Annotated in this window: 13 protein-coding genes; 7 read left to right on the forward strand and 6 right to left on the reverse strand. The window is 54.7% G+C overall.

Translation table 11 applies throughout. The features are described from left to right. Window positions 1-47 precede the first annotated feature (47 nt). Genes arnB through arnF form a run of 7 tightly spaced genes read left to right on the forward strand, consistent with a single transcriptional unit; the run spans window position 48 to window position 7424 of the window. The gene (arnB, locus tag G4551_RS16145) at window positions 48-1187 is read left to right on the forward strand and encodes a UDP-4-amino-4-deoxy-L-arabinose aminotransferase (RefSeq protein ID WP_003839389.1); all 1140 of its coding nucleotides are present in this window, start codon (window positions 48-50) and stop codon (window positions 1185-1187) included. A gap of 2 nt (window positions 1188-1189) precedes the next feature. After that, window positions 1190-2173 (forward strand): undecaprenyl-phosphate 4-deoxy-4-formamido-L-arabinose transferase, encoded by a 984-nt coding sequence (gene arnC / locus G4551_RS16150; RefSeq protein ID WP_003027648.1) that lies wholly within the window; start codon window positions 1190-1192, stop codon window positions 2171-2173. Continuing rightward, a complete protein-coding gene (arnA, locus tag G4551_RS16155) occupies window positions 2170-4152 on the forward strand; it encodes a bifunctional UDP-4-amino-4-deoxy-L-arabinose formyltransferase/UDP-glucuronic acid oxidase ArnA (protein WP_003839386.1) in 1983 nt (660 codons plus the stop codon). Before arnC ends, arnA begins: the two co-directional genes overlap by 4 nt. Beyond that, on the forward strand, window positions 4149-5051 hold the full coding sequence (gene arnD, locus G4551_RS16160; RefSeq protein ID WP_003027653.1) for a 4-deoxy-4-formamido-L-arabinose-phosphoundecaprenol deformylase: 903 nt from the start codon (window positions 4149-4151) through the stop codon (window positions 5049-5051). Before arnA ends, arnD begins: the two co-directional genes overlap by 4 nt. Then, complete coding sequence (gene arnT / locus G4551_RS16165; protein ID WP_003839383.1) at window positions 5048-6706, forward strand: lipid IV(A) 4-amino-4-deoxy-L-arabinosyltransferase; 1659 nt, start codon at window positions 5048-5050, stop codon at window positions 6704-6706. The genes arnD and arnT overlap by 4 nt, the downstream gene beginning before the upstream one ends. Then, window positions 6703-7038, forward strand: a complete 336-nt coding sequence (arnE, locus tag G4551_RS16170) for a 4-amino-4-deoxy-L-arabinose-phosphoundecaprenol flippase subunit ArnE (protein WP_003839381.1) — start codon at window positions 6703-6705, stop codon at window positions 7036-7038. The genes arnT and arnE overlap by 4 nt, the downstream gene beginning before the upstream one ends. Further along, window positions 7038-7424: a 4-amino-4-deoxy-L-arabinose-phosphoundecaprenol flippase subunit ArnF gene (arnF, locus tag G4551_RS16175; protein ID WP_003839379.1), complete on the forward strand. Its 387-nt coding sequence runs from the start codon at window positions 7038-7040 to the stop codon at window positions 7422-7424. Before arnE ends, arnF begins: the two co-directional genes overlap by 1 nt. Window positions 7425-7426: 2 nt before the next feature. Here arnF and pmrD read toward each other — a convergent pair whose 3' ends face one another. The 6 genes from pmrD to menD all read right to left on the reverse strand — a co-directional run bounded on the left by pmrD (window position 7427) and on the right by menD (window position 13466). Then, window positions 7427-7690 (reverse strand): signal transduction protein PmrD, encoded by a 264-nt coding sequence (gene pmrD, locus G4551_RS16180; protein WP_003839377.1) that lies wholly within the window; start codon window positions 7688-7690, stop codon window positions 7427-7429. Window positions 7691-7785: 95 nt separating this feature from the next. Continuing rightward, complete coding sequence (menE, locus tag G4551_RS16185; RefSeq protein WP_003839375.1) at window positions 7786-9210, reverse strand: o-succinylbenzoate--CoA ligase; 1425 nt, start codon at window positions 9208-9210, stop codon at window positions 7786-7788. Then, window positions 9207-10169, reverse strand: coding sequence for an o-succinylbenzoate synthase (gene menC / locus G4551_RS16190; RefSeq protein WP_003027669.1), 963 nt, complete (start codon window positions 10167-10169; stop codon window positions 9207-9209). Before menC ends, menE begins: the two co-directional genes overlap by 4 nt. Beyond that, window positions 10169-11026 carry a 1,4-dihydroxy-2-naphthoyl-CoA synthase gene (menB, locus tag G4551_RS16195; protein ID WP_003027671.1) on the reverse strand — a complete coding sequence of 286 codons (858 nt, stop codon included), beginning with the start codon at window positions 11024-11026 and terminating at the stop codon, window positions 10169-10171. The genes menC and menB overlap by 1 nt, the downstream gene beginning before the upstream one ends. A 14-nt stretch (window positions 11027-11040) precedes the next feature. Further along, window positions 11041-11799, reverse strand: a complete 759-nt coding sequence (gene menH, locus G4551_RS16200) for a 2-succinyl-6-hydroxy-2,4-cyclohexadiene-1-carboxylate synthase (RefSeq protein WP_003839371.1) — start codon at window positions 11797-11799, stop codon at window positions 11041-11043. Then, a complete protein-coding gene (menD, locus tag G4551_RS16205; protein ID WP_003839369.1) occupies window positions 11796-13466 on the reverse strand; it encodes a 2-succinyl-5-enolpyruvyl-6-hydroxy-3-cyclohexene-1-carboxylic-acid synthase in 1671 nt (556 codons plus the stop codon). The genes menH and menD overlap by 4 nt, the downstream gene beginning before the upstream one ends. Window positions 13467-13507: the final 41 nt, after the last annotated feature.

A 13507-nucleotide genomic window follows, 5' to 3' on the forward strand; every position in this document is an offset into this window, starting at 1 on the left:
CCTAAAAATAAAACTTCGGTAGCGTTAAATGGCTTGAAGGAATAATGATGTCTGACTTTTTGCCTTTCTCTCGCCCGGCAATGGGTGCTGAAGAGCTTGCCGCTGTAAAAGCGGTGCTGGACTCTGGATGGATAACCACTGGCCCGAAGAACCAACAGTTGGAAGAAGCCTTCTGCCAGCTCACAGGAAATCAACACGCCGTCGCCGTCTGCTCTGCCACGGCGGGTATGCACATCACACTGATGGCGTTGGGCATAGGTGCAGGCGATGAGGTCATTACGCCGTCAATGACGTGGGTTTCCACCCTCAACATGATTGTCTTGCTGGGTGCGACGCCAGTCATGGTCGACGTCGACCGCGATACGCTTATGGTCACACCTGAGCAAATTGAAGCCGCTATTACCCCTCGAACCAAAGCCATTGTTCCAGTACATTACGCAGGCGCCCCCGCCGATCTTGACGCGATTTATGCCATTGGCGAGCGTTATGGCATCCCGGTAATAGAAGATGCTGCCCATGCCGTAGGGACATTGTATAAGGGCCGTCATGTCGGTGCGCGCGGTACGGCAATCTTCTCGTTTCACGCCATTAAAAATGTCACCTGTGCGGAAGGTGGACTGATCGTTACCGACGACAGCCAGCTTGCCCAGCGGCTTCGCAGCCTGAAGTTTCACGGTCTGGGCGTTGATGCTTTTGATCGACAAACCTATGGCCGGGCACCGCAGGCCGAAGTGCTTGCGCCAGGATACAAATACAACCTGACGGATATCAATGCCGCTATTGCGTTGGTACAGCTGAATAAGCTGGAGCAACTGAATTCACGCCGGGCGCAAATTGCCCAGCAATATCAGCAGGCGCTGGCTGATACGCCATTTCAACCGCTGGACCTGCCCCGGTGGCCGCACGTTCATGCCTGGCACTTATTCATCATTCGTGTTGACGAAACCCGCTGCGGGCTGAGCAGAGATGCCCTGATGGAAGCGCTGAAGACTAAAGATATCGGCACCGGTCTGCATTTTCGTGCAGCCCATACGCAAAAATATTATCGCGAACGCTTCACTACCCTTTCGCTCCCAAATACTGAATGGAACAGCGCGCGCATCTGCTCGCTGCCGTTATTCCCAGACATGACCGAAGCGGATACCCAGCGGGTCATTACGGCACTTCGCGAGATTGCAGGACAATAATCATGTTTGAAGCAGCACCAATCAAAAAAGTCTCGGTGGTCATTCCCGTTTTTAATGAACAGGAAAGCCTGCCAGAGTTAATCAGACGCACCAGCGCCGCCTGCGAGAAATTGGGTAAAGACTATGAAATTCTGCTAATCGACGACGGCAGCAGTGACAATTCCGCTCAGTTGATGATGAACGCCTCCCAGGCACCAAACAGCCATATTGTTTCTATTTTGCTGAATCGCAATTACGGACAACACTCGGCGATTATGGCCGGTTTCAGCCATGTCACTGGCGACTTGATCATCACACTGGATGCCGATTTGCAGAACCCGCCGGAGGAGATCCCTCGGTTGGTCGCCACCGCAGATGAAGGCTTCGATGTGGTGGGAACGGTACGTCAGAATCGTCAGGACAGCGTATTTCGTAAGACCGCCTCACGCATGATCAACCATCTGATTCAGCGCACCACCGGAAAAGCGATGGGCGACTACGGCTGCATGCTACGCGCCTATCGCCGTCACATCGTCGATGCCATGCTGCATTGCCAGGAGCGCAGCACCTTTATCCCTATTCTGGCCAACATTTTTGCCCGTCGCGCTACGGAGATCCCGGTACATCATGCAGAGCGCGAATTTGGTGACTCCAAATACAGCTTCATGCGTCTGATCAACCTGATGTATGACCTGGTGACTTGCCTTACCACAACACCGCTTCGCATGCTGAGTCTGTTGGGCAGCGTGATCGCCGCCACGGGCTTTACCTTATCAGTCTTGCTTGTTGTTCTGCGCCTGACGCTCGGCCCACAGTGGGCCGCGGAAGGGGTATTCATGCTGTTTGCCGTCCTGTTTACCTTTATCGGCGCACAGTTTATTGGCATGGGTTTACTCGGCGAATATATCGGTCGCATCTATAACGATGTCCGCGCCCGCCCCCGCTATTTTGTTCAACACGTTATCCGCCCACAAACCACGCAGTCAACCGAGGAAAACCGCGCATGAAAGCCGTCGTATTTGCCTATCACGATATGGGATGTCAGGGTGTCCAGGCCTTGTTGGATGCAGGTTATGAAATCGCTGCAATTTTTACGCACACCGACAATCCGGGTGAAAAAGCGTTCTTTGGATCTGTTTCTCGCCTCGCGGCCAGCGCCGGTATTCCGGTTTACGCCCCGGACGAGGTTAATCATCCCCTGTGGATTGAGCGCATTAGCCAACTGGCACCTGATGTTATCTTCTCGTTCTACTATCGCCATTTACTGAGTGATGAGATCCTCAGCCTTGCCCCTAAGGGTGCATTTAATCTGCACGGCTCGCTGCTGCCGAAATACCGTGGCCGCGCGCCGCTGAACTGGGTACTGGTCAATGGTGAAACCGAAACCGGCGTCACGCTTCACCGGATGGTCAAACGCGCGGATGCCGGTGCCATTGTTGCCCAGCAGCGGGTTGCTATTTCGCCCGATGATGTGGCGTTAACGCTGCACCATAAATTGTGCCAGGCAGCGCGTCAGTTACTGGAAGAGGCGCTGCCCGCGATTAAAACGGGAGATTATGCAGAACACCCCCAACAGGAAGCAGAGGCGACCTGTTTTGGTCGCCGTACGCCGGAAGATAGCTTCCTCGACTGGAACAAACCAGCCGCAGAGTTGCATAACCAGGTACGCGCCGTCAGCGATCCATGGCCGGGCGCATTTAGCTATGTTGGTACGCAAAAATTCACCGTCTGGTCGTCACGTGTTTGCAAAAATGACCGCGCAGCCCGGCCAGGAACCGTCATCTCCGTTTCTCCTTTGCTGATCGCATGCGCTGATGGCGCACTGGAGATTATTACCGGGCAAGCTGGCGATGGTATTGCCATGCAGGGGTCACAGCTGGCGCAGGTTCTGGGCCTGGTACCAGGTTCTCGCCTGAACAGCCAGTCAGTTACTACCGCTAAACGCCGTACTCGCGTGCTGATCCTTGGCGTCAATGGCTTCATTGGTAACCATCTGACCGAACGCCTGTTGCAAGAAGACAATTACGAAGTGTATGGACTCGACATTGGCAGCGACGCCATTAGTCGTTTTCTGCAGCATCCACGATTCCATTTCGTCGAAGGCGATATCAGCATTCACTCCGAATGGATTGAATATCATGTGAAAAAATGCGACGTCGTGCTGCCGCTGGTAGCGATCGCCACGCCAATCGAATATACCCGCAACCCGCTGCGCGTGTTTGAGCTCGATTTTGAAGAGAACCTGAAAATCATTCGCTACTGCGTGAAATACCGTAAGCGCATCATTTTCCCGTCAACCTCCGAAGTCTACGGCATGTGTACCGACAAAGTTTTTGATGAAGACAGCTCGAACCTGATCGTCGGTCCGGTCAATAAACCACGCTGGATCTACTCCGTTTCCAAGCAGTTGCTGGACCGCGTAATCTGGGCATACGGCGAAAAAGAGGGATTGCGCTTCACCCTGTTCCGTCCGTTTAACTGGATGGGACCGCGTCTGGACAGCCTTAACGCCGCGCGTATCGGCAGCTCACGCGCCATTACCCAACTGATCCTCAATCTGGTGGAAGGTTCACCGATTAAGCTGATTGAAGGCGGTAAGCAAAAACGCTGCTTTACTGATATTCGCGATGGTATCGAAGCCCTGTACCGCATCATTGAAAACGAAGGCGGACGCTGCGATGGCGAAATTATCAACATCGGTAACCCGGAGAATGAGGCCAGTATTCAGGAACTGGCAGAAATGCTGCTTACCTGCTTTGAAAAACACCCATTACGCAACCACTTCCCGCCGTTTGCCGGTTTCCGTGACGTCGAAAGTAGTAGCTACTATGGTAAAGGTTATCAGGACGTTGAGCATCGTAAGCCCAACATTCGTAATGCAAAACGCTGCCTGAACTGGGAGCCCACCATTGAGATGCAGGAAACGGTAGAAGAGACGCTGGACTTCTTCTTACGCAGTGTGGATATCACGGAACACACATCATGACCAAAGTAGGCTTGCGCATTGATGTCGATACTTTCCGGGGGACGCGCGAAGGTGTGCCCCGCCTGTTGGAGACATTGAACCGGCATAACGTTCGGGCAAGTTTTTTCTTTAGCGTTGGACCTGACAACATGGGGCGCCATCTCTGGCGTCTTGTGAAGCCACAATTTCTGTGGAAGATGCTGCGTTCAAACGCAGCATCGCTCTACGGATGGGATATATTGCTCGCGGGAACCGCGTGGCCGGGAAAAGAGATTGGGCAGGCCAATGCGGCGATCATTGCGCAAACCGCCCTGATTCATGAAACCGGTTTGCATGCCTGGGATCACCATGCCTGGCAAGCGCGAAGCGGAAACTGGAATGATAAACAGCTGATTGATGATATTTCACGAGGCATTACCGCCCTTGAAGCCATCATCGGACAACCGGTTACCTGTTCTGCGGTTGCCGGATGGCGTGCCGACAACCGCGTCGTCGAGGCAAAAGAAACGTTCCATTTACGCTATAACAGCGACTGTCGGGGAACGTCGCTATTTCGCCCTGTACTGGCGTCCGGGAAAACAGGTACGCCGCAAATTCCCGTCACGTTACCAACATGGGATGAAGTGGTTGGTCAGGAGGTCCAGGCGGTGGACTTCAACGCTTATATTCTCTCCCACATCCAGATGAGCAGAGGAACACCGGTGTACACCATTCATGCGGAAGTTGAAGGCATCGCCTTTCATCAGAATTTTGACGAGCTGCTTACTCGCGCCGCGGACATGGGGATGACATTTTGCCCGCTTGGCGAGCTGTTACCAGACGATATCAGCACCCTGCCAACAGGGCAGATCGTGCGGGGAAAAATACCGGGCAGAGAGGGATGGCTCGGCTGCCAACAACCGGTGAGTGCGACACAATGAAACCTGCTGCCCGCTACACTCTGGCCTGTATCGCGTTTATTGCGCTGTATTTTATTCTCCCCATCAACAGTCGCCTGCTCTGGCAGCCTGATGAAACACGCTATGCCGAAATCAGTCGGGAAATGCTGACGTCCGGCGACTGGATCGTGCCGCACTTTTTAGGGCTTCGTTACTTTGAAAAACCGATTGCCGGATACTGGTTAAACAGCATCGGGCAATGGTTATTTGGCGCTAATAATTTTGGCGTCAGAGCAGGGGCTATATTTGCCACCTTGCTGACGGCGCTACTGGTAGCCTGGCTTGCCATGCGGTTATGGCAGGATAAGCGTACCGCCGTACTCTCTTCTGCTATCTTTTTAACGTTTTTCTCGGTTTACAGCATCGGCACCTACGCGGTACTTGATCCCATAATTGCGCTTTGGCTGATGGCGGGCATGTGCTGCTTTTGGGAAGGCATGCAGGCCACCACCAGAACGCGTAAAATCATCGCTTTTTTGCTGTTAGGGTTAACCTGCGGCATGGGCGTGATGACCAAGGGCTTCCTGGCGCTTGCCGTTCCTGTGCTCAGCGTACTGCCGTGGGTTTTCGCGCAAAAGCGCTGGAAAGATCTCATACTCTACGGTCTGCTGGCGGTTATCGGCTGCGTCGTGATTGTGCTGCCGTGGGGAATAGCGATTGCCCAGCGTGAGCCGGATTTCTGGCATTACTTCTTCTGGGTTGAACATATTCAACGCTTCGCACAGGATGATGCCCAACACAAGGCTCCCATCTGGTACTACATTCCGGTATTCGTGGCTGGCGCATTACCATGGCTCGGGCTGCTTCCTGGCGCGCTGCGTACGGGCTGGCGTGAGCGGGATGTTCCGCGCAGCGCACTGTACCTGTTAAGCTGGATTGTCATGCCAATCCTGTTTTTCAGCATCGCCAAAGGAAAACTGCCGACCTATATTCTTTCTTGCTTCGCCCCGCTGGCGATATTAACGGCGCGTTTCGGCCTGCAGGCCGCGGAAAAAGGCTCCGCCGCACTGCGCGTGAATGGCTGGATCAACGTGCTGTTCGGCGTGACCGGCATTGTCGCCACATTTATTGTTTCCACATTGGGTCCGTTAAAGACGCCGGTCTGGTCGCATATCGAAACGTATAAGGTGTTTTGCGCGTGGGGTATTTTTATCACCTGGGCACTGTTCGGCTGGTATACGCTAAATAACCGCGAGAAGAACTGGAAATTCGCCGCGCTGTGTCCGCTGGGACTCGCGCTGTTGTTTGGTTTCTCAGTCCCTGACCGGGTGATGGAGTCTAAACAGCCGCAGTTTTTTGTCGAGATGACTAAAGAGTCGCTGGAGTCGAGCCGTTACATTCTCACCGACAACGTTGGCGTTGCCGCAGGGCTGGCCTGGAGCCTGAAGCGTGACGACATCATGATGTACGGCCAAACGGGAGAGTTAAAATATGGCCTCAACTACCCGGATGCTCAGGGGCGCTTTGTTAGTCGGGAAGACTTTGCCGACTGGTTAGCGCAACATCGTCAGCAAGGAACTATTACGCTCGTGCTCACGATTGATAAGGATGAAGATATTAATCATCTCGCTCTCCCTCCCGCTGATTACATTGATAATCAGGGGCGACTGGTCCTGATTCAGTATCGGCCAAAATGATCTGGATAGCCTTAGTTCTCGCCAGCCTGCTCAGCGTCTGCGGCCAGCTATGCCAGAAGCAGGCGACCCGACCGGTGTCCGTTCGTGCGCGAAAACGCCACGTCACGCAATGGATTGGGCTTGCTCTGACAAGCCTCGGTCTGGCCATGCTGCTATGGCTGGCGGTACTGCAGAACATTCCTGTCGGCATCGCCTACCCCATGCTGAGTCTTAACTTTGTATGGGTGACGCTGGCCGCGTGGAAAATCTGGCGCGAACCCGTCACTACACGCCACTGGCTGGGGGTTGGGCTGATCATTACCGGCATCTTTATTCTTGGGAGCGCAGTGTAATGGGCATCTTTTGGGGATTATGTAGCGTTATTATCACCTCCGCAGCCCAGTTGAGCCTCGGCTTCGCAATGGATAATCTGCCGCCAATGATGCAGCCGCTGGAGTTCATCTCCGCCGTATTCTCTCTCAGTATTGGAGCGTTTGCTTTATCTGCCGGGCTGGCAGGCTATTTGCTGTCGGTTATTTGCTGGCATAAAGCCCTGCACCAGCTCGCGCTGAGCAAAGCTTATGCCCTGCTCAGCCTGAGCTATGTGCTGGTTTGGGTTGCATCAATGATTCTGCCCGGCTGGCAGGGAACATTTTCAGTAAAGGCGCTGGTTGGGGTACTGTGCATCATGGCGGGTTTAATGACGATTTTTCTGCCTGCAGACAAGCACCGGCGCTGAGCTCATTTATCTGCCGACAGTCGTAACAGGCGCTCCCATTCGTCACATATGTACTGTCTGGCATCGATTATTTTAATCACGCGGGATACATCGCGATTAACACAATACTGCGCATCTTTCAGCGGTGAAAGAAGATCGCCAGGTTTAACCCGCTCGAAAGATTGCGCCTCAGCGAGCATCTTAAGCGAACCACCACTATCGCAAAGTACGATATAGAGCCTCTCTGCTTTCTTGTGACAGCAAGACTTCTTCACATGCCATTCCATAGCGCACCTTTTGTTAAAAAATTTCACAATAGGTTACACTTCAGCAGATAAACAAAAGGACAATAGCTGCGGAATGACAAAAATGAGAAATGTAATTAATGCTTTCTTAATGTTAATGATGAAGCACTTACCCAATCCGACAACGCACGACGCGAGATTTTTATCCCTCCGGCTTTAAGCTCGGGTGGCAATGTCAACCAACATACCGGTTGCTGAAAGCGTGCCAGCTTATCTTTTACCCACTCTGCCAGATTAGTTTCTCCAGCATTAGCGTCATACTCAACGACCGCCACCGGGCGATGGCCAAATTCTTTGTCTTCTATCGGCACAATAAAGGCCTGCAGAACATGTGGATGTGCGGCAATCACGCGTTCCACCTCTTCCGGCTGTATGCCTTCCCCGCCGCTAAAGAACAGATTGTCCATACGACCGACAATGGTTAACTTGCCGTCCTTCAACACGCCGCGATCGCGGGTTGCAAACCAGCCTTCCGCGTTCACTAAAGGCATAAGCTGTCCGTTACGCCAGTAACCTTGCGCCATGCTGGCGGCTCGTAGCCAAACTTCGTCATTAACGATCCTGACTTCCCGCCCCGGTAAAGCAGAGCCCACATCCGCCAGGCCATCTGCCTCTTTCGCACAAACCGTAGAAGCAAACTCCGTCAATCCGTAACCGCACCAGCAACGAATCCCCTGTTCACGCGCCTGTTCCGTCAACTCAACAGGAATTGCCGCACCGCCCAACAGCACCGCTTTTAGCGTGACTGGCGTGTTATTAACAAGTAAGCGCCACAGTTGCGTGGGCACCAGTGAAGCGTGAGTGCATCCAGCCAGCATTTGATCCAGCGGCTGTTTGTCGCGCACGGTCATTCGCGCCCCGGCGAACAACCATCGCCACAAAATGCCCTGCCCGGAAACATGAAACAGCGGCAGTGAGAGCAGCCAGTCATCCTCAGCACCAAACGGCATTAATGACAGTACGCCCTGCGCGCTTGCCAGATGCGCCTGACATGTATGCACCGCCGCCTTTGGTAATCCGGTAGAACCTGAGGTTAACGTCATCGTGCTCAAACGCTCGGGCAACCATGCAGCGGCGTGATCGCCTGGCAACGACTTCATCTGTAACGGACTGAGTTCCGGGAGTGCGATAGCAGCCTCCAGATCCAGCGCAAAACGTAGCGTTAAGTCCGGGACCAGCGCATCAAGCAGCGACTGAGGCAACTGTGGGTTCACAGGTAAAACCCGCGCCCCACACTGCAGCAGCGCGAGCCAGGCCAGCAAAGCGCGCGGATGATTCCAGGCGCGAAGCAGGACGCCATCGCCTTCTTCCACGCCCTGAGCGGCAAAACCGCTGGCCAGATGGTCGATGCGCGCGCAGAGCTCGCTCCAGCTTAATGCCTCATCGTTGAGGCGTAAGGCTGGCGCCTTCGCACGAACCTGTCGCCAGTGACGCCACGGCCAGTCACTGGGTTGTATCAGGCCCGATAAGCTCACGCTATCGGGCCTTTCCTGCTGGGTCATAGCAGACGTTCCAGCGCATCAACGTCGATACACGGCAACGCGCTACCGGGCCAGGTGCGTACCTGCTGGCACTGCATCAGGCTCAGGGTATCCAGACCCGGGATGGTTTGCGGCGTCAACCAGGCGGCAATTCGCGCCAGCTGGGTTAAGCCCAGACTCGACTCGATTGACGAACTGATAACGGCAGTAAGACCAAGCGCATGCGCCGCTGCCACCTGTTCACGGACTTTATCGAGACTGCCGGTCAGCGTAGGTTTGATAACCACAGCCTTGACGCCCTCTTCGGCTTCGAAGGTGAAATCCGCTTCACGCAGACTTTCATCCCAGGCGATGGCAATGCCGGTTTCACGCGCGAAGGCACGAGAATCATCACGGGTTTTGCACGGTTCTTCGAGGAAGGCAATGCGTCCGCGATACTCCGGATTAACGTATTTCGCGAACTGCTGAGCTTTCAACGGCGTCCAGGCCCGGTTGGCGTCAAGTCGCAAATGCAGCTCCGGGATCGCCTCAAGTAACAGATTGGCTACCATGCCGTCGCGAACCGCTTCATACAGACCGACCTTAATCTTCGCCACTTTTTCGCCCGGCATGTCCGCCAGTTGCAGTACCAGATCGTCAGGATCGCCCGTACACAGCGGTGCAGCACGATAGTCTGCGTCCTGTGGCAATACGCCAGCCAGTTCGGCCAGCGCACAGCTTACGCCAAAGGCGACTGAAGGCAGTTGCGGTAAGGAGGCATCCCCTTGCAGCCAGCCTTTCACCCAAGCCAGCAACTCGGTTTGCGCTTCTTCCCAGCTTTCCTGACTGAAGCCCGGCAGCGGGGAGATTTCTCCCCACCCTTCACGCTCACCGTCACGAAGACATACGTATAACCCGTCACGCGTTTTTAACCGCCTGTCGCGCAGAATCACCCCCGCGTCCATGGGGATCTGCCAGCGGTATACCTGCGCGCTACGCATTACGGATTCCGTTTGAATTTGCTGAAATCAGGCTGACGTTTCTGGTTAAAGGCGTTACGGCCTTCCTGACCTTCTTCCGTCATGTAGAACAGCATAGTGGCGTTACCTGCCAGCTCCTGCAGACCTGCCTGACCATCACAGTCGGCGTTCAGTGCAGCTTTCAGGCAGCGCAGCGCCATTGGGCTGTTTTGCAGCATTTCGCGACACCAGCGTACTGTCTCTTTTTCCAGATCCGCCAGCGGAACCACGGTGTTGACCAGCCCCATATCCAGCGCCTGTTTCGCATCGTACTGACGGCACAGGAACCAGATTTCACGCGCCTTTTTCTGACCGACGATACGCGCCATATAGGAAGCGCCCCAACCGCCGTCGAAGGAACCGACTTTCGGACCGGTCTGACCGAAGATGGCGTTTTCAGCCGCAATGGTCAGGTCACACATCATGTGCAGCACATGTCCGCCGCCAATGGAGAAACCTGCAACCATCGCTACTACCGGTTTCGGACAGGTACGAATCTGACGCTGGAAGTCCAGTACGTTCAGGTGATGCACACCGGAGTCATCCTGGTATCCGCCGTAGTCGCCACGTACCTTCTGATCGCCGCCTGCACAGAACGCTTTATCGCCCGCACCGGTCAGAATAATTACGCCGATGTTGTCATCATAGCGAGCATCCGCCAGCGCCTGGATCATCTCTTTCACGGTGACCGGACGGAAGGCATTGCGTACCTGCGGACGATTAATGGTGATTTTTGCGATACCGTCGGTGGATTTCTCGTAAAGAATGTCGGTATAGCCTTCAGAGCAATCGTGCCATTCTACCGGTGCGTAAAGCATTGTTTCATCAGGATAGATCATAAAATGTCCTATAGTCAGCGACGCAGAATCTGAGCCAGACAGTCCACTACACCCGCGGGGTTGTCCCGATGCGCGTTGTGTCCGGCATTACGAATCACATGGTTTGGTACTGATATTTCCGCCGCCAGAGCGCGGAATTTATCGTCACGTTCACCACATAAATAATAAAACGGAAATGTGCGCGTCGTGAGTTGCGCAAGTAAATCAGGTTGTACGGCAAGCGAGGTGGCCTCCAGCATTGCCGCCAGCGTTTGCCCATTATTCTGGCTACGCAGAGCGACCAGCGCCTCTCTTTGTGCCGTGTTCAGCGAGGAAAAAACGGGCTGTTGATACCAGTCATTAAACACCTCACGTAGCGGCTCTGCGCGAAAACGCGCAGCCCAGCGGCCATCCGAGAGACGACGCTGAACGCGCGCCTCTTCGCCTTGCAAGCCTGGATGTCCACCTTCAACCACCAGACCACAAAGCCCAGGCATCTCCTGACAGGCCGCCATCATCGCGACTCTGCCACCAAGAGAGTATCCCACCAGCCAGTAGTTGTGTATGTTGTAACTAAGCAGAGTGTTACGCAGCAAAACGTTTACGTCATCGAATCCGCTCACGCTGATGTCAGCAGAGCCACCGTGTCCCGGCAGATCGATGTATAGCCGCGAATAATCCTGAAACGCTTCGCCGACCGTCTGCCATTCCCGACAATCGCCAGAGAAACCGTGCAGGAAAACCAGCCAGGGAAATCCCGTCTGGCCCTCTTTCGCCTGCGCATGCAGGATCATAGATGACTTACCTTCGCCAGCAGTTGCTGCAAGGTTTGCGCCCCGTCAGTTTCATTCACCACCAGCTCAATCACCGTGGCCGCAGGAGTACGCCAGGCGTTAGTCAACGCGCTCTCCAGCTGCTCCCAGTTTTCCGGGCGCTCGTATTTAAGGTTAAACATGGCGGCAGCATGCTCGAAATGTACGTTCTGCGGCATCAGATAGAACCGTTCGCGTTCGCTGGCTGGCGTCGGCAGCAGAGAAAAAATCTGTCCGCCGTTATTGTTGACCACTATCAGGACAAACGGTGCAGAAACCTGGCGCAATAACGCCAGCGCATTCAGGTCATACAATGCAGATAAATCGCCAACAATCGCCAGCGTCGATTTCGCGCTGGCACGCTGTACACCTGCTGCCGTTGACAGCAGACCGTCAATACCGCTCGCGCCACGGTTGCTATAGACCGGGTAACCAGCCGGAAGCTGCGACAGCGCATCAATCAGGCGTACCACCAGACTGTTACCCACGAACAGCTGCCCCTGCTCCGGCAAGTATTCGTGAATACGGTGGGCTAATTGCGCTTCACCGAACGCCTCACGACGGGCTTCTACCGCCTGCCAGGCCAGTTGTGCCAGGCGAGGGATTTCCACGTACCAGGGCTGACGTTTCTCCGCCGGATGCAGCTCCAGCCAGTCGCCAACTTTCGCCACCAGCCTGCGGCCACGATGGTGAGCCGGATCGAGGCGGCCTTCGATATTATCGACAATCCAGTATTCCTGCGGATCGCAACTGGCCTGCCATTGCAGGAGTCGTTTTCCGGTCAGGCTGCTGCCAAGCTGCACCACAATCTGCGCCTGCTGTAACTCAGCTACCGCTTTCGCATTTCCCAGCCACAGGTCGGCGCACGGCAGCGGTTGTCCGGTTTGCGACAGAACATCACCAATCAGCGGCCAGCCTAACGTCTGCGCCCACTGCGCAACTTTCTTACCTTCTTCAGCGCTCATGCGGCCCGCAATGACTACGCCGCGTTTTTGTCGCCAGAAAAACCAGTCGCGCTGTTTGTCGCTTTCCAGCCGACGCGCTTCTCGCAGCCAGGGTTTATCGTCCTGCCACCAGTCGCCGAGGCGCTGCTGCCAGGCAATCCCCGTTTCGTCCATATCGCCATACAGCGGTTCCGCAAACGGGCAATTGATATGAACCGCCCCGCTATGCAGGGTTGCTAACGCATTATCAATAGTGGACACCAGCCAGCTTGCCGGAATGTCCTGAGTGGGACGCGGTAAAGAGAGCGTTTGCGATGGATGCGAGGCAAACATTCCGGCCTGACGAATCGCCTGGTTCGCACCACAGTCGATAAGCTCTGGCGGTCGGTCTGCCGTAAGTAAAATTAGTTTTTCACCGGTCAGGCCCGCTTCAATCAACGCGGGATATAAATTCGCCACCGCGGTACCGGACGTCACAATCACGGCGACAGGCTGACGGCTAACTTTTGCCAGACCTAAGGCCAGATGCCCAAGACCACGCTCGTCAAAATGGGTGTGATGGATGAATGCGGGGTTTTCCGCTGCCGCCAGCGTCAACGGTGTAGAACGAGAGCCAGGGGCAATGCAGACATGCCTGACGCCGTGGCGAGTGAGTGCTTCCAGAATGACCGCCGCCCAGCGTCGGTTAAATGCGCTTACTGACATGAGATTGTCCGGTATCAATATTGCGACACAGTATAAAGAAT

Source organism: Citrobacter freundii ATCC 8090 = MTCC 1658 = NBRC 12681 (genome assembly GCF_011064845.1).
In the GTDB taxonomy this organism is placed as follows: Bacteria; Pseudomonadota; Gammaproteobacteria; order Enterobacterales; family Enterobacteriaceae; genus Citrobacter; species Citrobacter freundii.

Coding starts and splice junctions, on each gene's coding strand:
- arnB (WP_003839389.1), top strand. CDS start 48: ATGTCTGACTTTTTGCCTTTCTCTCGCCCGGCAATGGGTGCTGAAGAG.
- arnC (WP_003027648.1), top strand. CDS start 1,190: ATGTTTGAAGCAGCACCAATCAAAAAAGTCTCGGTGGTCATTCCCGTT.
- arnA (WP_003839386.1), top strand. CDS start 2,170: ATGAAAGCCGTCGTATTTGCCTATCACGATATGGGATGTCAGGGTGTC.
- arnD (WP_003027653.1), top strand. CDS start 4,149: ATGACCAAAGTAGGCTTGCGCATTGATGTCGATACTTTCCGGGGGACG.
- arnT (WP_003839383.1), top strand. CDS start 5,048: ATGAAACCTGCTGCCCGCTACACTCTGGCCTGTATCGCGTTTATTGCG.
- arnE (WP_003839381.1), top strand. CDS start 6,703: ATGATCTGGATAGCCTTAGTTCTCGCCAGCCTGCTCAGCGTCTGCGGC.
- arnF (WP_003839379.1), top strand. CDS start 7,038: ATGGGCATCTTTTGGGGATTATGTAGCGTTATTATCACCTCCGCAGCC.
- pmrD (WP_003839377.1), bottom strand. CDS start 7,690: ATGGAATGGCATGTGAAGAAGTCTTGCTGTCACAAGAAAGCAGAGAGG.
- menE (WP_003839375.1), bottom strand. CDS start 9,210: ATGACCCAGCAGGAAAGGCCCGATAGCGTGAGCTTATCGGGCCTGATA.
- menC (WP_003027669.1), bottom strand. CDS start 10,169: ATGCGTAGCGCGCAGGTATACCGCTGGCAGATCCCCATGGACGCGGGG.
- menB (WP_003027671.1), bottom strand. CDS start 11,026: ATGATCTATCCTGATGAAACAATGCTTTACGCACCGGTAGAATGGCAC.
- menH (WP_003839371.1), bottom strand. CDS start 11,799: ATGATCCTGCATGCGCAGGCGAAAGAGGGCCAGACGGGATTTCCCTGG.
- menD (WP_003839369.1), bottom strand. CDS start 13,466: ATGTCAGTAAGCGCATTTAACCGACGCTGGGCGGCGGTCATTCTGGAA.